Genomic DNA, 17635 nt, shown 5'->3' with positions numbered 1-17635 from the left:
TATAAGTACGGTTTCTTTATTTTTATGAAAAACTTTTCCCGATGCGAACGATTCTTTCTTTCCTTTTAGTAAGCCTTTTACTAATAGGTTGTAAAACCGAAACAGAACCTGAAACTGAAGAAATTGTACTGTGGAACGCCTATGATGAAACGGAAGAAATCGCCCAACAGCAGGAACATGAAACCGAGCGGATGCGGTTTAAGGTTATTCAATCTGTGTATCAGGATAAGAATGAAGTGTTTCAACCTTTGTATGAAGAAGTTTCCAATTTTTCAGAAGAACGCTACGCCGAATTGAAACCCCTCGTGTTGGAACAGGATATCGCAACGCTTCAACAGCATATTACAGAAGAAAAATTTACCTATGAGGAACTTACGCTTTTCTACTTGAAACGTATCTACAACTATGAATTAGATGCAGAAAAATCACTTCACACTATCATGGCATTAAATCCAAATGCAGTAGCGTTGGCTCGAGAACGAGATAAAAATAAAAGCAACGCATCCAACACGCTCTACGGAATGCCAATTCTTCTAAAGGACAATATCGATACCAAGGATATGAAAACGACGGCGGGAGCGAAGGTGCTAGAGGAGAACCAACCTTCAAAAGATGCTTTTATAGTACAGCAGTTGCGAAAAGAAGGAGCTATCATTCTAGGAAAGGTGAATTTAAGTGAATGGGCGTATTATTTCTGTCAAGGATGCCCGTTGGGCTATAGCGCCGTGGGCGGACAGACCCTAAATCCGTACGGTCGAAAAGAGTTTGAAACCGGAGGAAGTAGTGCGGGAAGCGGAACGGCAACTGCAGCCAATTACGCCGTGGCAGCTGTGGGCACCGAAACGGCAGGGAGTATTATTTCACCTTCGTCACAAAACTCTCTGGTTGGTTTAAAGCCGACGGTTGGGGTGTTGAGCAGAACGGGGATTATTCCCATTTCACATACATTAGACACGCCTGGACCAATGGCGAAATCGGTGATGGATGCAGCTATTTTATTGGAAGCTATGTCAGGAAAGGATGCTTCCGATACGGTAACGGTTTCAAGAGAAAGAAGTTATGTCCAAACGATTAAAAACGGAAGCCTCGAAGGAATACGGTTGGGTGTTTTTAATAGCTTAATGCAGGATTCCATTTATGCGGAAACCATTAAGAAACTCGAAAAAGAAGGTGCTGAAATTGTTTCTTTCGATCCACCGGAGGTATCACTAAATGGATTTCTAACGCTTTTGAACTTGGAGATGAAGGAAGATCTGCCGAAGTATTTAGCGGAACGGTCTTCAGAAAAAAGTAAGGTGAAAAATCTTCAGGATATCATGGCCTTCAATCAAGCGGACAGCGTAAAACGAATGCCCTACGATCAAGGAATATTTGATGACATTATGGCCGATAGCACTACTGTTGAAGACTTCAAAAAACTTCGCAGCCAGCTTCAGGAGAATGGAACCCGCTACTTTGAAGAACCGATGGAAAAACATAATCTTGATGCTATTCTTTCCATCAACAATTATCATAGTGCTTATGCTGCGGTGGCACATCACCCATGCCTAACCCTTCCGATGGGCTATAAAGAAAATGGAGAACCCATCAACCTAACATTGATAAGTGCTCCATTCACTGAAGTTTCGTTGCTTCGACTAGGATATGCAATTGAAAAAGCACATCCTATCCGTAAAATTCCAAGCGACTATAGCAATTAGTTTGCCGCGTCGATGGCAAGGTTTTGCAACGCGTTTTTAATCGTATCCAAGTTTTCATCTTGGGCAGTTGAAATGCCATGTCGTTGTTGAAGGTAGGGAGGATTGTTGTACGAAATTTTTACGCTTCCATCTTCATCTTCCCAAACCAATACCTTCTGTGGCAAATCGATCGCAGTCGTTTGTGCATCCTGCATTAAGGGTGTTCCTAAACTCGGATTTCCAAATACAATTAGGCGAGTTGGATTCAAGTCTAAATTTGCCGTTTGTGCATTGGCTTGATGATTTACTTCCGCTACCAATAATAGATCGGGATTGTCTGATACAGCATTCCGAAGACTGTTATAGGTAGTATTGAAATCGTTGTTACTATCTATACTAATAATACCTTGATTGTTTGATACGGTAGCAGGATTGCTGGAAATACTATTGCTCGTGGTGTTGGTGGTGAAATTTTCTAACGCCTGGCCGATTTGCTGTAAGGTGTTCACATTTCCAACATTATATCTTGAGGATAAGTAAGAGGTGCTATTGTACGCTACAAACACATCACCATCGCCATTTTCATATACCATTATTCTTTGAGGGAGGTCTAAACCGGCCAATTGGTTCTCTTGCATAATGGGTGTTCCCAAGGTTGGGTTTCCAAAAATGATGACACGCGTATTCCGTAAACTCTCGCCAATATTTTGCGCATTGGTGGAATGATTAATCTCAGCGATAATCTGGATATTCGAATTGCTTTGAATAGCACTTCTCAAACTGTTGTAGGTAGTCGAAAAATCTTCGTTACTTACTGCGTATGTCAGCCCAGGTGTTTCCGGGAAATCGATATTTGGAGATGAACTATCATCATCACTGCAGGATACGATTAGGGTTGAAAATAAAATTAAAAATAATGTTCTCATGATACTTCAATATTTTGGTCGAAGTATAGCAAACCTAAGTTAGTTGGAGAACATTTTTAAGCATTCTTAACAGGTAGATCGTAAGGAATTGTTAAGCTAAATAATATTATGCCGTTTTGCCTTTTGCACGGCTTCAATCTTGCTATGAACCTGAAGCTTTTTATAGATATTTTCAATGTGTTTTCGAACCGTACTGGGTGAAATGAATAGATTATCGGCAATGGCGGTGTACGAAAGCCCTTTGCTAATTTGCTCCAACACCTCTACTTCACGTTTCGATAAGGTAATTTCCTCTTTATCGGATTGATTTTCAACCGCCGTCGGATTACGAAGCAGTCGTAAGGTCTTAAGGGCTATGGATGGATTCATCGCAGCACCACCGTTCATGGTTTCCTGTATTCCTTTGTACAATTCATCAGGTTGAATTTCCTTCAACAAATAGCCGTCGGCACCCGCTTTTATCGCATTAAAAATATGTTCGTCATTATCGAAGGCCGTCAGCATAATGATTTTGATATGCGGATATTTTTGTTTCACCATCTGGGTAGTTTCAATACCGTTCAGTACCGGCATTTCGATGTCCATCAAAATAACATCTACATTGTGGTTTTCCTCCAATTGCGTCAATAAATCGCTACCGTTGGTTGCCGTACACTTCAGGTGAATGTCATCGAAAAAAGAAAGTTTCTCCTTGATTGCATTTATCAAAAAGCTGTTGTCGTCGGTTATGGCAATTTTCAATGGTTGCATAGGAAGTTGCTTTAAGTATTGGTGGTGCTATCAAGAATTATTTCGGGTTGTTTTACCATTACTTCACTCAGGTTATACCGTAAAAAATCGTAGCGATGCAATGCTGTTTGTCGTTTATGGATCTGTGCTTGGTGTTCATTGAAATTATCTGCAAGGCTTATCAATACTCGTTGATGTTGTTTTTCCATAGCTTCCTTCTTCCAACGGAATAATGCCAAGCAACTTACGCTTATTAGTACGAAGGTAGTTATGATATAAAGACCAGGCATTTTTCTTTTTAATTCTGAAAGATAAGGCAAACGGTTTTGGAATCCCATAGGGCAACTGACGTATTATTCAGGTTTCGGGAACGTGACTTCTACTTTTGTTCCGGTTTCTGGTGAAGAAGAAATAGTCGCTTCGCCACCAAGATCGTGAGCACGTTTTTTGATATTGTTCAAGCCGTTGCCGCCAGCCACTTCAGTAGTAGAAAAGCCCTTTCCATCATCTTCAATTTTTGTGATGATGCTCTTATTCTCTGAAGTGATGCGAACATTGATATTGTTGGCTTCGGCATATTTCAACGCATTGTTCACGCTTTCCTGAATAATGCGATAGACGTTCATGCCCTGAACCGATGAAAAAGTGGTTTCGGTAGCAATCTCTTCTGAAATGTTGAAGTTGAAATTCACATCTTCTGAAGCGACTCTCGCCTTCTCCATAAAGTTGCTGATACGTCCTTGCAGGTCCTCCGCAGTAATTTTCTCTTTATTCATCGCCCAAATCGTATCCCGAAGCTCATAGATGGTTTGGGTGGTAAACTGACTAATTCCACTAAGTTTCTCCAATACAGGTTTCGATGCATCCTTCAGTCCATATTTTAAGTTATCGATGGAGGAAATGATAAAGGTTAATTGCGCCCCAATGTTATCGTGAAGATCGCGTGAAATGCGTAACCGTTGTTCCTGAAGCTTGTTTTGTGTTTCGATACGCGCAAGGGCAGACCTAAGCTCACTTTCTTTTTGAAGCTGACGGTTCTTCAGTTTTTGTTGGCTATAGACCAAATAGCCAATAAGGGCCAATAGGAGTGCCAAGCCAAAACTTCCGTACAATAAGGTGTTTTTTCGTCGTACTTCTAAATCTTTCTCCGCTAGATTTGCTCTGGTTTGGGCCAAATCGCGTTCCTTCTCGGCAACGTTGTATTTTGTTTCCAGTGCTGCTAGTTTTTCGGCACTTTCAGAAGAATAGATACTATCGCGAAGCGATTCGTAGCGCTCCAAATACTCATTGCCAGCGTTGATATTGCTGCTTCTGTAGTTCGTTTCCGCAGCATCTCTATAAAAACCAGCAACGGCATTTCCAGTAAGGGAAAACTCCTGTAACAAAGCTTCTCCTTGTTTCACATAGCTGCGAGCAGCTTCCAAATTCCCATTTTGGTTATAAAGATTTATGATAGTTGAAATAGCAGACAAATTGCTCCTCCGGTCGATGTTGGTTTTATTTCTCCCGGAAATGATCTCCTCTAACAATGGAATTGCTTTATTGGCTTCTTCCTTTTTCACATACACGTTCGCCAACGTATTCATAGCATTATAGACCGTTTGGGTTTCATTGGCGAACTCAGCAGCATCTATCGCTTCTTTCGCGGTTTTTTCGGCAAGCGTTAAGTCGCCTTTTTCCTTATAAACAATGGCCATATTATTCAAGGAAATAGGGATTTCGTTGATAACATTATTCTCCTTTCGATACTTATAGGCTTCATCATGGTACTGTAACGCCTTATCCCATTGCCCCATTTCCTGATAAATCAGACCGATATTGTTTAGATAAACAGCGTCATTTCCCCAATCACCTTTTTTACTCCGACTAAAATCCAACGCCTGAAAAAAATAGTCCAACGCCGTTTCGTATTCACCTCTATTCCAATGATACATCCCAAGGTTGTTGATGGCCATCACCTTGATGTTATCATACTTTCTAGCATTACTGAGATCCAATGCTTTTTCAAAATAGATTCTTGCCGAATCAGCTTTACCCGAAACATCCATCAAAATACCATAGGTGTTGGTTATTTCGGTTTCTGAAAAAGGAACATTGCGTTCCTTGGAAAGTCGTAATCCTTTCGTTAAAAGCTCCTTTGCTTTAGGTTTATCGTTGAAGATATAGTAAAAACTGACACGATTGTAGATGCGAAGCTTCGCCGAGTCGTTGCTTTTTTCAGCTAGTTGCATCAGACTGTCGATCTGCTGTTGAACGGATTGTGCCCGAGCAAAAAAAGTTGCCAGCACTAGGGTGCAGAGCAAAAGTTTATATTTCATAATCAGTTGGTTAGTTACTACCAAAATACTAAAAAATCAAAACCCCGCTCGTAAATCGATTGGGGTTTTGCAAACCAATGACACTCCTCAATACCATTGGCTGCTAAACAAAGTTTAGTCTTTATTTGGTTAGATCGTATGCAAAAATGGAATTGTTGTCGGCTTTATAGTATAGGACTCCTGCAATTTCATCTACTTGGTATTCTGGTTTTTTATCTTTTAAAATGATTTCCTTTTCCATGGCACCAGAGTCCTTATTCAATTTTACCAAGCCGACGCCATCATCTAATTTTGTAAGAACAAACTGAGCATCCGCTGTTGCGGCAGTGGCTTTAAACCTTCGGAGCATTTCCGCGACCGAAGCACCGGATGCCATTGCCATCCCGTCGCCTAAATCGGCATAGCGTTCACCTCTATCGGTATAGGCGCCTAATTTATTTCTATTTTGGTTAGCGGCATTATACGCAGCCATAGCCGTCGCTGCTGTCGCTACCGCCATAACTCCTGATAAAATGGCTCCAAAGGCACTTTTTCCTGGTGCACGATAGTATTCATGCCATTTCGAATTACCGTCCCAATCTAAAAACATCATGTTCTGATCGCTGGTCAGTAAAATACCATCATTTCTGACTTCAACATGACTCGGATCTTCCTTTCCTTCAAACTTGCTTTCGGCAAGCGTAGACACTTCACCTGAATTCGCATCCACCGCAAAGAGTTCGTCATCTGCACTAATCAGATACCGACTATTCTTGCTGTCGTAGGTAGAGCTAATGGCATCGGCACGTTTATATTTTAAAGGCTTCTTCCATACTTGTTCGCCATTTGTCAAATTAACAATATTGGCATCTTCGGAAGTGATATAGATAAGTCCTTGCGGCGTTTCGGCCATGGTAAGAATATTTTCACCCGTTTTCAAAGGCTTTTTAAATAGCGTTTTTCCATCATAGGAGATTTTATTGATACCGCCTTCTTGAATTCCGAAGAGGATACCGTCTTCCATAATATAGAAATGCTGCACATAGCCTTTCGTTTTGGGTGCCTTATCCCATAAATCTTCACCATTGGTAGCACTTAACATGGCGATTTTAGACTCTGACGCACCTGCTAAGATTCCTTTTCCTTGATTGTACGTATTGCTTACTACGGCCAATCCTTGTGGCAATATTTCAAAATTGGTCACAACTCCTTTCACCTTTGCATCGTCGCTCCATACTTCGGTTCCCTGCGGACTAACCTTATAGATCTTTGTCCATGCATTGGTGTCATTCGTTTCAAACGCATAAATATCAGACTCGTCTTCATTCGCCACCATCCAATCGATGTTTTTTAGGTCATTGTCCCAAAGCGTTTCACCGGTTTTCGACTTGGCGATAATCCCTTGACTGGTTGGAATAAGTAATTTGTCCTTCATCAATAGGGGTCGTCCACTTACCAAATAATTTCTCATGGTCACTTTTCCTGGGTCAACTAGATTGAAGCGATAATCTTCACCTCCAGTAGTAAGATCGTATACGGCTACTTGCGACGCATATTTCTCGTCGGCTCGTCGCTGTCCGCTCACCACCAATTTATTTTGCGGCATGATAACATCGCAGGTCATAACTTGTTTCCAGCCGTTGTCTTCGGTGCTGAACAATTTCTTTCCGCTGATATAATCGATAACTGCTTTTTTGGTCGACATATTGGCAAAACCGGTCTGACCAACAATTACATACGGGGCTTGTGGAACATAAAACAGTTCTTCGGGTTTCACGCGACCATAATCGATGAAGTTGAAGAGCAGTTCGTTGCTGCCAGGTTTTATACCTACAAGTCCGTCGTTGGTAGCGACGACCATGGTACCGCCCTCGGTAAGGGTCATTTCGTTGATTTTTGCTCCGACATCATATCGAAAATCGGGCTGCTCGGCTTTTTGACCGAACACTGTAGTACTAAGCAGAAACACACTTAGCAAGAGTGATGTAAAAATTGAAGTTTTCATAATCGTGGTTACTTAGTTGTGATGATGTAAAGGTGAAGGAATTGACGTACGAATTCAATAGGGCAATTGACGTATATGTGTAGCTGTAAGCTCTAGGCTCTAAGCTATAAGCTATAAGCGGTGCGTACAGCATACAGCTTACGGCATATAGCGATAAAAAACCGGAAACAGAACAATGTTCCATTCCCGGCTCCACGTAAAAACCTCAACACTTGAGATTTCTCATAATGGAAAAATTAGTTGGTTAGTTATTGGTGACCTCAATATTGAATTCGCCTTCTGTTACGGAAACAGTATCAGCGTTATCATCTAAATTGAACCCCGTAAAGCTAAATGTTCCTTTAATAGTCGTGCCATCGTAGCTAGATACATTCACTTCACCATTATTGCTCTGGGCATCTCCAACGGTAGTGTAAACAACTACTGTATTAGGATCTGGATTGCTCGGATCTGGTAAATAACTATACGTTCCGATACTTGTAAAGTTTAGATTATAGGAGCCTTCGCCATCGAAACCTTGAACAATCATTTGAAGGTTCTCTGAAGCGTTAGTCCCTCCGCTAATTGCCAAGACTTCGCCCCCACCATTGCTAGTTACTTGAGCTACAACGGTTCCTTCGATGCCTGTAAAGGTGCTACCGTCTACCTTGGCAGTGAATGATCCAGTTCCGCCAGAGGGATCGTCGCCTCCGTCATCATCTTTTTTGCATGCAACTACTGCTGCCGCCATAAATAATACTAAAAGTGCTTTTTGTAAAGTCTTCATAATTGTTTTGGTTTTTACTTCCTCCCATTAGGGAAGATGGTTTTGGTTATTTTTTCAAAGGTGTAAAATGAACGCACCGAGTTCAATACGACATTTGCCGTATTCTAGAATTTGAAGGAAACACCGGCTTTGAAGATGGATACTCCATATCCCAATTCCGCATTTACGGCTATCGCGTCGCTAAACCAATAGCGCGCACCTAATTGACCACCATATAGCAAACCAGAGGCTTCGGCGCTAAAGTTGAAGCCGTTATTGTTGCCTACCGACTCAGAAGAAATACTAACGTATCCTAGTTTTGCTCCAGCATATACATTAAAGCTTTCTTCATTCACGAAATGGTAGTTCCCCACGGCTCCAAATAACGTATAGGTGTAATCGTATCCAAATCCTGAGTTTCTGAACTCAGCACTAGCGTATCCGGCAAAGATTCCGCCCGTAATATCCTCGGTAAAGGCATATTCTCCTGCTATTTCAATAGGTGGGGTGGAAGACTCGTAGCCATTACCAGAATAAAATGTTGGACTTAATCCCACTCCTAAGGAAACTAAAATGTTGCCTTCCTCAATTTGAGCGTTGGAGGTTTGAAATGCACAAAGCGCCAAAATCGCAATTAAAAATGTTCTCATAATAGTTAATTTGGTTAGGTCACAAAGTTGAAACTATCAAGAGCGTTGTTCAATACGACAATTGACGTATATGTGTGGCTGTAAGCTGTATGATATAGGCAGTTGGTGGTAGGTGGTAGGTATGGAGCGGCGCTCGTTATAATAAAGTATAAGTTACTTTCTAAAGCGTTCAGAACCTTAAGTGGGGAAGTTTTCGTTGAAGGGAATCGATCTTCTGTTGCAGTTTTTGTTGAAATGCTTGGTGCCCTTCACTATTCGGGTGAAAAGGTCGATGCTGTAAACCCTGTTGAATGTTTCCGATTTCTTTTTGAAGATCATAAGTTGTTGAAGCCATCCAAGCCTTGTTGAATTTTTCCCAAATGATGTCGATAGCCAAGCTGTTTGGGTGAAGCATATCCCGCTCATAAAAACGGTAGTCGCGCAATTCGTCCATCATAATTTCATAGGAAGGAAAGTAATGAAGCTGTTTTCTGGGTTCCACCACTTCATGTACCGCTGCGATTAAATGCGACTTGCTTCGCATGTTTTCAACTACACCATCCTTTAAATGACGAACGGGCGAAACGGTAAAGATGAAAGTTGCCTCCGGATTCACATCTCGGACCAAGGCAATCATATTTTCAAGGGAAGCAGAAATAGCTTCAACAGGCAATAATTCTTTTAAAAATTTTTTCTGCGGAACTTTATGGCAGTTGGCTACAAATTCGTCCGATTCAATATAGCGATAGGCCCAAGCGGTTCCTAAGCTCAAAATAATATGTGAAGCAGACGTCAATCGTTCACCTAATTGCTGAAGTTGTTGATTTAGGGTTGAAAGAGATGCTTCTTTACTTTCTTTTGCTAGTGAAGAATGCACTTCAAAGCAGCGCCAACTTCCGTCTTGTTGGAATAGGTCTTCTTCTGAGAACTGTTCTTGGTTGATTGTACGCGTGATCAATTTTTCAATCGCCAAGGGTTGAAATAAAATGCCCATCGGATTCTGAAGCGACTGAAACTTAAAATACGAGAGTTTATCACCGATATTCTCGGTAAAGCAAGATCCCATCAACAGCAACTTCGAATCGTAATCAATTTGATTGCGTTCGGGCGTAATGGGTATTTGGGTCTGTAAGTCCAACCTTATTCGATATAATTTTTAGCGGCTAGCAAGGCGTTTTCGATTCCCTCTGGATTTTTACCACCTGCCGTTGCGAAGAACGGCTGACCGCCACCACCACCTTGGATGTGTTTTCCTAACTCACGAACAATCGTTCCAGCATTCAGCTCGCGTTCTTTTGCCAACTCCTTCGAGATATAGCAAGTAAGCAGCGCTTTGCCATCATTGTCAGCACCAAATAGGATAAAGGCATTTTCCATCTCACTTCCCATCTCATACGCCAAATCCTTCATGCCCGCAGCGTCCAAATCCACTTTTTTAGCTAAGAATTGAATGCCGTTTACTTCGCTAAATTCCGACTTGAGGTCACCTTTCAGATTTTTGGCCTTATCCTTTTTTAAGCTTTCAATTTCTTTCTGAAGCTGTTGGTTCTCTTCCTGAAGGCTTTCAACTGCCTTCACCGGGTCCTTGGCGTTATTCAGTACTTGTGTTACTTTCGAATAGGCTTCACTTCTATCGATAAAATATTGTTTGGCAGCTTCACCCGTAATCGCTTCAATCCTACGAATACCGGAAGCTACTGAGCTTTCAGAAGTGATAATAAAATGCCAAATCTGTCCGGTGTTTGGCAAGTGCGTTCCACCACAAAGTTCCATCGACTTTCCAAACTTGATGGTTCGAACACTATCGCCGTACTTTTCACCAAAAAGTGCAATCGCACCTTGATCAATCGCATCCTGATACGGAATGTTTCGATTTTCCTCCAATGGAATTCCTTCCCGGATACGAGCATTCACAAAGTCTTCAACCTCGCGTAGCTCTTCGTCACTAACCTTGCTAAAGTGCGAAAAGTCGAACCGTAGGTTTCGGCTATGGACCATCGAGCCTTTTTGCGCCACATGTTCACCCAACACATTTCGTAGCGCTTGGTGAAGCAAGTGTGTGGCTGTGTGATTGGCAGCAGTGCGTGTTCGATAGCGAACGTCTACAACGGCTTGAAACGTTCCTTCAGGATTGCGCGGTAAATTTTTCGCATAATGAACGATGAGGTTGTTCTCTCGTTTAGTATCGATAATATAAACAACTTCACCGTTTGGTGCTTCCAGATACCCTTTGTCGCCTACCTGTCCGCCGCCTTCAGCATAAAAAGGCGTTAAGTTGAACACCAGTTGATAGATTTCACCTTCTTTCTTGCTTTCAACCTTGCGATAGCGGGTAATTTTAACCTGCGTTTGCAATAAATCGTAGCCTACAAACTCTTCTTCAGCATCGTCATCCAAGATAACCCAATCGCTTGTTTCAACTTTGGTAGCTTGGCGTGAACGGTCTTTCTGCTTTTGCAATTCCTTTTCAAACCCTTCAGAATCGAGTTCATAACCACGTTCTCGAAGAATCAATGCGGTTAAGTCGATTGGGAAACCGTAGGTATCGTATAGTTCAAACGCTTTCTTTCCGGAAACGGTTTTGTCTTTGGTGTTGGTGATGATATTTTCTAGTAAAACCAAGCCTTGATCAAGTGTTCGCAGGAAAGATTGTTCTTCTTCACGAATGACATTGAAGATAAGGTTCCGTTCTGAAACCAATTCACGGAAAGCCTCACCCATTTGTTTAACCAAGGTGTCGACCAAGCGATAAATAAAGGGTTCTTTTTTGTCTAAGAAGGTGAAGCCATAGCGAATCGCACGACGTAAAATGCGTCGGATAACGTATCCTGCACCATTGTTGGAAGGCAACTGTCCATCGGCGATACTGAAGGCAACGGCCCGAACATGGTCGGCAATCACGCGAATGGCGATATCGGTTTCTTCAGAGGTGCCATATTTTGAGTTGGTAATCGCTTCGATTTCACGAATTAGTGGCGTGAATACATCGGTGTCGTAATTGCTTTTCTTGCCTTGAAGTACCATGGCCAAGCGCTCGAAGCCCATTCCTGTATCCACATGTTGCGCAGGTAATTTTTCAAGGCTGCCATCGGCTTTTCGGTTGAACTGCATAAAAACCAAGTTCCAGATTTCTACAACTTGTGGATGGTCTTGGTTTACCAATTCATGACCGGGTGTTTGTTTCTTTTCTTCTTCGGAACGGAGGTCGACGTGTACTTCACTGCACGGACCACAAGGGCCTTGGTCGCCCATTTCCCAGAAGTTATCTTTTTTGTCGCCATTCAAGATGCGATCCTCCGCAATATGCTGTTTCCAATAATTGAAGGCTTCGGTATCGCGGTCTAGTCCGTCGGCTGTATCTCCTTCAAAGATGGTCACATACAAGGTGTCTTTGTCGATGCCGTATACATCGGTAAGCAGTTCCCACGCCCAGTCGATCGCTTCTTTCTTGAAGTAGTCGCCAAAGCTCCAGTTTCCCAACATTTCGAACATGGTATGGTGGTAGGTATCTTTCCCTACTTCTTCCAAGTCGTTATGTTTTCCGCTTACGCGAAGACATTTTTGGGTGTCGGCTACACGTGTGTTTTTAGGTTCGGTATTCCCGAGGAAGTATTCCTTGAATTGGTTCATCCCTGCGTTCGTAAACATCAGGGTCGGATCATTTTTAATGACCATGGGTGCCGAAGGCACGATTTTATGCTGTTTCGACTTGAAAAATTCTAAAAACTGGGAACGTATCTGCTTGGATTTCATCTAAGAATATTCATCGGATTAGTTAGGGAAGTGCACTACCAAAACAATTTCTATATTTGTAAAGCGTTACCAAAAGGTTACCACTGCCCATCAACTGCAAAAATAGGATTTTTTTAGCGTATGTCTAAGGTTAAATATTACTACGATAGCGAAACACTTTCCTACCGGAAAATCGAACAAAAAAAAGGTAGAAAGTTGGGGATCTTCGTGTTGAGTTTGGTTGGGGTAATTCTTAGTGGCTTCGTGGTGTTTCTTATCTACATTAACTTACCCTATGTGGAAACACCAAAAGAGAAGGCTCTAAAACGCGAGCTCGCCAATATGGAGCTACAGTACGAACTGCTCAATAAAAAGATGAACGAGGCCGAAGCCGTGTTAGCGGAAGTAGCCGATCGCGATAATAATCTTTACCGTGTTTATTTTGAAGCTAATCCCATTCCTGAAGAACAGCGAAGAGCTGGTTTTGGAGGGGTTAATCGCTATCGCGAATTGGAAGGTTTCGACAATAGCAATTTGATTATCAATACCAGCAAACGGTTGGATGTGCTGACGAAGCAAATTGTGGTTCAATCGAAGTCATTGGATGAAATCGCTAGTTTGGCCGAGGAAAAAGAACAGTTGCTAGCGGCAATTCCCGCGATACAACCTGTAAAAAATGAAGACTTAACCCGTATGGCATCAGGATATGGGTATAGAACTGATCCGTTTACGAAAGCTAGAAAGTTTCACTACGGAATGGATTTTACCTCTCCTCGCGGAACGCCCGTTTTTGCATCTGGTGATGGGGTTGTGAGTCGTGCCGATAATACTGCTAGTGGCTATGGAAACCATATTCGTATCGATCATGGGTATGGTTATGAAAGTTTATATGCCCACTTGTATAAATACAACGTTCGTCGCGGTCAGCGTGTGAAGCGTGGCGACCTAATTGGCTTTGTGGGAAGCACCGGTAGGAGCGAGGCGCCGCATTTGCACTATGAGGTATTTAAGGATGGCGAACGTATCAATCCGATTAATTTCTACTACGGAAACTTAACGCCTGAGGAATTTGCCGAAATGCAGAAAAAAGCCCAACAGGAAAACCAATCGCTTGACTAATGCACGTAGAACTTCCAGAAAAACGATATTATGGCATTGGAGAGGTTGCAGACGCCTTTGGGGTGAATGCATCGCTGATTCGGTTTTGGGAAAAGGAGTTCGACATACTTCAGCCTAAGAAAAATGCGAAGGGAAACCGAAAATTTACGCCCGAGGACATCAAGAACCTTGAGTTTATCTACCACTTGGTGAAAGAACGTGGGTTTACCTTGGAAGGCGCCAAGATTCATCTACGGGAAAACAAGAAAGACACCCTCAGCAATTTTGAAATTATCCGTAAATTAGAATCGATTAAAGCGGAACTACTTAAAATTAAAGACCAACTTTAAAGTCAACATTCATGAAAAAAGGGATTATCGCACTTATCGTAATCATTGCATTGATTGCGATTGGCGGAATATGGTTTGTTAGTGTTAATAACCGATTGGTACCTATGGAGGAAAGTGTAACGGCACAATGGGCAAATGTCGAGAGTGCCTATCAACGTCGAGCCGATCTTATTCCAAATATCGTCAGTACTGCAAAAGGCTATGCCGAGTTTGAACAGGAAACATTGATTAGAGTTACGGAAGCTCGAAGCAAAGCGACCTCCGTTACCATAGATCCTACTAATATCACTCCGGAGCAATTGCAGCAATTTCAAGAGGTGCAAAGCAATTTAACAGGTGCTTTGGCGCGTTTATTAGCAGTATTTGAGCGCTATCCTGACTTAAAGGCGAATGAAAATTTTAAGGAATTGATCAATTCGCTGGAACGTACGGAAAACCGCATTAATGTGGAGCGAAACCGATATAATGAGCAGGCACGTACTTTTAATAGTGAAGTACGTCAAATCCCTACAAATATTGCAGCGAGTATCCTTGGGTTTGAGCGCAAGGCATATTTTGAAGCAGATGAAGGAAGTGAAGATGCGCCTGAAGTAGAATTCGACTTCGGAAGTTAAGTATTGAAATAATAGTGTATGTCAAAAGTTGAAGATTTCCTTTCGGCCAGTGAAGAAGCCGAAATTGTTGAAGCCATCCGTAAAGCTGAAAGCAATACTAGTGGTGAAATTCGGGTGCATTTAGAAGCACATGCCGAAATAGATGCCTACGATCGGGCGGAAGAGGTGTTTCATTATCTGCATATGGACAATACCAAAAACAGCAATGGCGTATTGATTTATGTGGCTGTAGAGGATCGAACGCTGGTTATTCTGGGCGATAGCGGCATTAACGCTGTTGTGGAAGTAAACTTTTGGGATAGTACGCGAGACATTATCATCCAACATTTCAAGAATGGAGATATGAAACAAGGCTTGGTTGATGGTATTTTGATGGCGGGAGAACAATTAAAGCGACACTTTCCTTATAAGAAGAACGACAAGAATGAATTGCCTGATGATATTTCAGTAGGCTAATGCATTTTCTTCAGCAAGCATATCGACCCTTAGTTTTTGTTGCTTTCTTTTTGCTAGGCTCTTATGCTACACTTGCGCAATTCGATATTCCTCCAAAACCAAGTAAGCAATCGGAACAGACCTCCCTTTACGATTACATCGACTTATTAACTTCTCAGCAAGCTGCATCTCTAGAGAATAAACTGTTGCGATATGCCGATAGCACATCGACCCAAATTGTTGTTGCTATTATTGCTTCTACCCAAGGGGAAGATATTTCGTTGTTAGGTGCGAAGTGGGGACAAAAATGGGGCATCGGTCAAGCTGATGAGGATAATGGAATTTTGATTTTGTTAGCTAGAGATGACCGTCGAATTGATATCAATACCGGTTACGGGATTGAATATCGCATCACCGATATCATGGCGGAACGGATTATCAATCGCATCATGATTCCAGAATTTAAAAAGGGAAACTACTACCAAGGTCTCGACAAAGGAGCTGATGCTATTTTTGCAGCGCTGAATGGAGAGTTTAGTGAAGATCGTGACTTTTCGAAGAAGGGCGATAATAGTTGGATCGTAGCGCTTATCATTTTTATAGTAATCATCATTCTTATTGCCCGTGGTAATAAAAACAATCGCGGTGGAAATGGTGGTCGAGGTGGAAGTATATGGGACGTCATAATTCTGAGCAACATGGGTCGCACCGGAGGTTTCGGTGGTGGCGGTGGTAGCTTTGGAGGTGGTGGCGGTTTCGGCGGCGGCTTCGGTGGAGGAGGTTTTGGTGGCGGCGGTGCTTCGGGAGGCTGGTAATTGGACTTTAGATTGAAAGATATACGATTTTGGATTGAATTTTATTCCAAAACCTCCGGGAATGGTGGTGGTTGTTTTCTCAATTTTGTAAACTGGAAAGTACAAAATTGGGGAAAACGTTTCCGTGGCAATTCCTTTTCGGTGCTTCAGGAGGCTGGTAGTTCGATTTTAGATTGAAAGATATCCGATTTGCGATTGAATTTTATTCCAAACCTTCGGGAATGGAGGTGATTGCTTCCTACTTAAGCTGTTTGATGTATTCTTCGCAAAGGACACCTATTTTTTTCGGATATAAATCTTCATTGGAACACCAGTGAAATCGAAATGTTGACGTAATTGATTCTCCAAGAAACGCTTGTACGGATCCTTCACATATTGCGGAAGATTTGCAAAGAAAGCGAAACTTGGATAAGGTGTCGGTAGCTGCGTACAGAACTTGATTTTCACATACTTTCCTTTGGTCGCTGGAGGAGGCGTGGCCTGAATCAGCGGAAGCATCAAATCGTTCAGCTTACTCGTTTTTACCTTTCTCGTTCTGTTCTCATATACCTGAACAGCTGTTTCGATCGCTTTGAAAATACGCTGCTTTGTCAAGGCAGATATGAAGACAATCGGCACATCAGTAAAAGGTTCACATTGCTCGCGGATATACGCTTCCATCTGCTTGGTGGTCTTATTGTCCTTTTCAACCAAATCCCATTTGTTCGCTAAAATTACGATGCCCTTATTGTTTCGGTGAGCCAGCCAAAAAATATTCTGTACCTGTCCGTCGAACCCTCTAGTGGAATCGAATACCAAAATAACAACATCGCAATGTTCAATAGCGCGAACACTACGCATCACCGAGTAAAATTCCAGGTCTTCCTTCACCTTACTCTTTTTCCGGATTCCTGCTGTATCCACCAAATTGAACTCAAATCCGAAGCGATTGTACTTCGTATCGATACTGTCTCTTGTAGTACCGGCAATATCGGTTACGACGAAGCGCTCTTCCCCGATTAGCGTATTGATAAAGGAAGATTTTCCGGCATTCGGTCGACCAACCACTGCAAATCGTGGCAATTCAGTTTCCTCCTCTTCGGGTTCTTCAGGTAGACTAGCTACAACATCATCTAATAGTTCACCTGTACCACTTCCGTTGATGCTCGAAATAGTATAGTATTTTTCAACCCCGAGTGAATAGAATTCAACTGCGTCGGCATGTCGTTTGGCATTGTCGACCTTGTTCACCGCTAAAAAGAAAGGCTTATTCGACTTCCGAAGCAACTTGGCAACTTCCTCGTCCATGCCAGTAATACCGCTTTCAACATCTACCATAAACACGATAGCATCCGCTTCATCGATGGCCAGTTCTACCTGTTTGTCGATTTCCGCTTCGAAGACATCGTCACTTCCTTTCACATACCCACCCGTATCGATAAGTGAAAACTCCTTCCCGTTCCAATCGCTTTTGCCATAGTGACGATCGCGGGTTACACCGCTTACTGCATCTGTTATAGCTTCGCGTCGCTTGATCAAGCGATTAAAAAACGTCGATTTTCCTACATTAGGTCTTCCTACTACGGCAACAATACTCATGGT

16 protein-coding genes are annotated in these 17635 nt (G+C 42.3%); 6 read left to right on the top strand and 10 right to left on the bottom strand.

Annotation, left to right across the window (positions count from 1 at the left end):
* The first annotated feature begins 41 nt into the window (after positions 1 to 41).
* Entirely contained in the window at positions 42 to 1700 is a 1659-nt protein-coding gene (locus tag I4Q58_RS04555) for an amidase family protein (RefSeq protein WP_203294161.1), read from the top strand.
* Here the strand turns inward: I4Q58_RS04555 and I4Q58_RS04550 are convergent.
* From I4Q58_RS04550 to alaS, 9 genes are all read right to left on the bottom strand, one after another.
* Positions 1697 to 2605, bottom strand: coding sequence for a DUF302 domain-containing protein (locus tag I4Q58_RS04550; protein WP_203294159.1), 909 nt, complete (start codon positions 2603 to 2605; stop codon positions 1697 to 1699). The two genes, I4Q58_RS04555 and I4Q58_RS04550, sit on opposite strands and share 4 nt — an antisense overlap.
* 96 nt (positions 2606 to 2701) lie before the next feature.
* Complete coding sequence (locus I4Q58_RS04545; RefSeq protein ID WP_203294157.1) at positions 2702 to 3355, bottom strand: response regulator; 654 nt, start codon at positions 3353 to 3355, stop codon at positions 2702 to 2704.
* A gap of 11 nt (positions 3356 to 3366) precedes the next feature.
* Positions 3367 to 3624: a hypothetical protein gene (locus tag I4Q58_RS04540; protein WP_203294156.1), complete on the bottom strand. Its 258-nt coding sequence runs from the start codon at positions 3622 to 3624 to the stop codon at positions 3367 to 3369.
* A gap of 63 nt (positions 3625 to 3687) precedes the next feature.
* On the bottom strand, positions 3688 to 5652 hold the full coding sequence (locus tag I4Q58_RS04535; RefSeq protein WP_203294153.1) for an ATP-binding protein: 1965 nt from the start codon (positions 5650 to 5652) through the stop codon (positions 3688 to 3690).
* Positions 5653 to 5773: 121 nt separating this feature from the next.
* Entirely contained in the window at positions 5774 to 7636 is a 1863-nt protein-coding gene (locus tag I4Q58_RS04530; RefSeq protein WP_203294151.1) for an outer membrane protein assembly factor BamB family protein, read from the bottom strand.
* A 244-nt stretch (positions 7637 to 7880) separates the two neighbouring features.
* Complete coding sequence (locus I4Q58_RS04525; protein WP_203294149.1) at positions 7881 to 8402, bottom strand: DUF6252 family protein; 522 nt, start codon at positions 8400 to 8402, stop codon at positions 7881 to 7883.
* 104 nt (positions 8403 to 8506) lie between these two features.
* Positions 8507 to 9031, bottom strand: a complete 525-nt coding sequence (locus tag I4Q58_RS04520) for an outer membrane beta-barrel protein (protein ID WP_203294148.1) — start codon at positions 9029 to 9031, stop codon at positions 8507 to 8509.
* A gap of 169 nt (positions 9032 to 9200) precedes the next feature.
* Positions 9201 to 10148, bottom strand: coding sequence for a GSCFA domain-containing protein (locus I4Q58_RS04515; RefSeq protein WP_203294146.1), 948 nt, complete (start codon positions 10146 to 10148; stop codon positions 9201 to 9203).
* A gap of 2 nt (positions 10149 to 10150) precedes the next feature.
* Complete coding sequence (gene alaS / locus I4Q58_RS04510) at positions 10151 to 12763, bottom strand: alanine--tRNA ligase (RefSeq protein WP_203294144.1); 2613 nt, start codon at positions 12761 to 12763, stop codon at positions 10151 to 10153.
* Positions 12764 to 12883: 120 nt separating this feature from the next.
* On the opposite strand from alaS, the gene I4Q58_RS04505 reads away from it, so the two are divergent.
* From I4Q58_RS04505 to I4Q58_RS04485, 5 genes are read left to right on the top strand one after another with little or no spacing between them, the layout of a single operon-like run.
* Positions 12884 to 13861, top strand: a complete 978-nt coding sequence (locus I4Q58_RS04505; protein WP_203294143.1) for a M23 family metallopeptidase — start codon at positions 12884 to 12886, stop codon at positions 13859 to 13861.
* Positions 13861 to 14190, top strand: a complete 330-nt coding sequence (locus I4Q58_RS04500) for a MerR family transcriptional regulator (protein WP_203294141.1) — start codon at positions 13861 to 13863, stop codon at positions 14188 to 14190. The genes I4Q58_RS04505 and I4Q58_RS04500 overlap by 1 nt, the downstream gene beginning before the upstream one ends.
* Before the next feature lie 11 nt (positions 14191 to 14201).
* Positions 14202 to 14804 carry a LemA family protein gene (locus I4Q58_RS04495; RefSeq protein WP_203294139.1) on the top strand — a complete coding sequence of 201 codons (603 nt, stop codon included), beginning with the start codon at positions 14202 to 14204 and terminating at the stop codon, positions 14802 to 14804.
* Between the two features lie 18 nt (positions 14805 to 14822).
* On the top strand, positions 14823 to 15260 hold the full coding sequence (locus I4Q58_RS04490; protein ID WP_203294137.1) for a TPM domain-containing protein: 438 nt from the start codon (positions 14823 to 14825) through the stop codon (positions 15258 to 15260).
* Positions 15260 to 16054, top strand: a complete 795-nt coding sequence (locus I4Q58_RS04485; RefSeq protein ID WP_203294135.1) for a TPM domain-containing protein — start codon at positions 15260 to 15262, stop codon at positions 16052 to 16054. The genes I4Q58_RS04490 and I4Q58_RS04485 overlap by 1 nt, the downstream gene beginning before the upstream one ends.
* Positions 16055 to 16330: 276 nt before the next feature.
* Here I4Q58_RS04485 and der read toward each other — a convergent pair whose 3' ends face one another.
* Entirely contained in the window at positions 16331 to 17632 is a 1302-nt protein-coding gene (gene der, locus I4Q58_RS04480; protein WP_203294133.1) for a ribosome biogenesis GTPase Der, read from the bottom strand.
* Between the last annotated feature and the right edge of the window lie 3 nt (positions 17633 to 17635).

It is taken from the genome of Luteirhabdus pelagi (genome assembly GCF_016827595.1).
Lineage (GTDB): Bacteria > Bacteroidota > Bacteroidia > Flavobacteriales > Flavobacteriaceae > Luteirhabdus > Luteirhabdus pelagi.
This window is presented reverse-complemented; position numbering and strand designations above follow the sequence as displayed.

Coding starts and splice junctions, on each gene's coding strand:
- I4Q58_RS04555 (WP_203294161.1), top strand. CDS start 42: ATGCGAACGATTCTTTCTTTCCTTTTAGTAAGCCTTTTACTAATAGGT.
- I4Q58_RS04550 (WP_203294159.1), bottom strand. CDS start 2,605: ATGAGAACATTATTTTTAATTTTATTTTCAACCCTAATCGTATCCTGC.
- I4Q58_RS04545 (WP_203294157.1), bottom strand. CDS start 3,355: ATGCAACCATTGAAAATTGCCATAACCGACGACAACAGCTTTTTGATA.
- I4Q58_RS04540 (WP_203294156.1), bottom strand. CDS start 3,624: ATGCCTGGTCTTTATATCATAACTACCTTCGTACTAATAAGCGTAAGT.
- I4Q58_RS04535 (WP_203294153.1), bottom strand. CDS start 5,652: ATGAAATATAAACTTTTGCTCTGCACCCTAGTGCTGGCAACTTTTTTT.
- I4Q58_RS04530 (WP_203294151.1), bottom strand. CDS start 7,636: ATGAAAACTTCAATTTTTACATCACTCTTGCTAAGTGTGTTTCTGCTT.
- I4Q58_RS04525 (WP_203294149.1), bottom strand. CDS start 8,402: ATGAAGACTTTACAAAAAGCACTTTTAGTATTATTTATGGCGGCAGCA.
- I4Q58_RS04520 (WP_203294148.1), bottom strand. CDS start 9,031: ATGAGAACATTTTTAATTGCGATTTTGGCGCTTTGTGCATTTCAAACC.
- alaS (WP_203294144.1), bottom strand. CDS start 12,763: ATGAAATCCAAGCAGATACGTTCCCAGTTTTTAGAATTTTTCAAGTCG.
- I4Q58_RS04505 (WP_203294143.1), top strand. CDS start 12,884: ATGTCTAAGGTTAAATATTACTACGATAGCGAAACACTTTCCTACCGG.
- I4Q58_RS04500 (WP_203294141.1), top strand. CDS start 13,861: ATGCACGTAGAACTTCCAGAAAAACGATATTATGGCATTGGAGAGGTT.
- I4Q58_RS04495 (WP_203294139.1), top strand. CDS start 14,202: ATGAAAAAAGGGATTATCGCACTTATCGTAATCATTGCATTGATTGCG.
- I4Q58_RS04490 (WP_203294137.1), top strand. CDS start 14,823: ATGTCAAAAGTTGAAGATTTCCTTTCGGCCAGTGAAGAAGCCGAAATT.
- I4Q58_RS04485 (WP_203294135.1), top strand. CDS start 15,260: ATGCATTTTCTTCAGCAAGCATATCGACCCTTAGTTTTTGTTGCTTTC.
- der (WP_203294133.1), bottom strand. CDS start 17,632: ATGAGTATTGTTGCCGTAGTAGGAAGACCTAATGTAGGAAAATCGACG.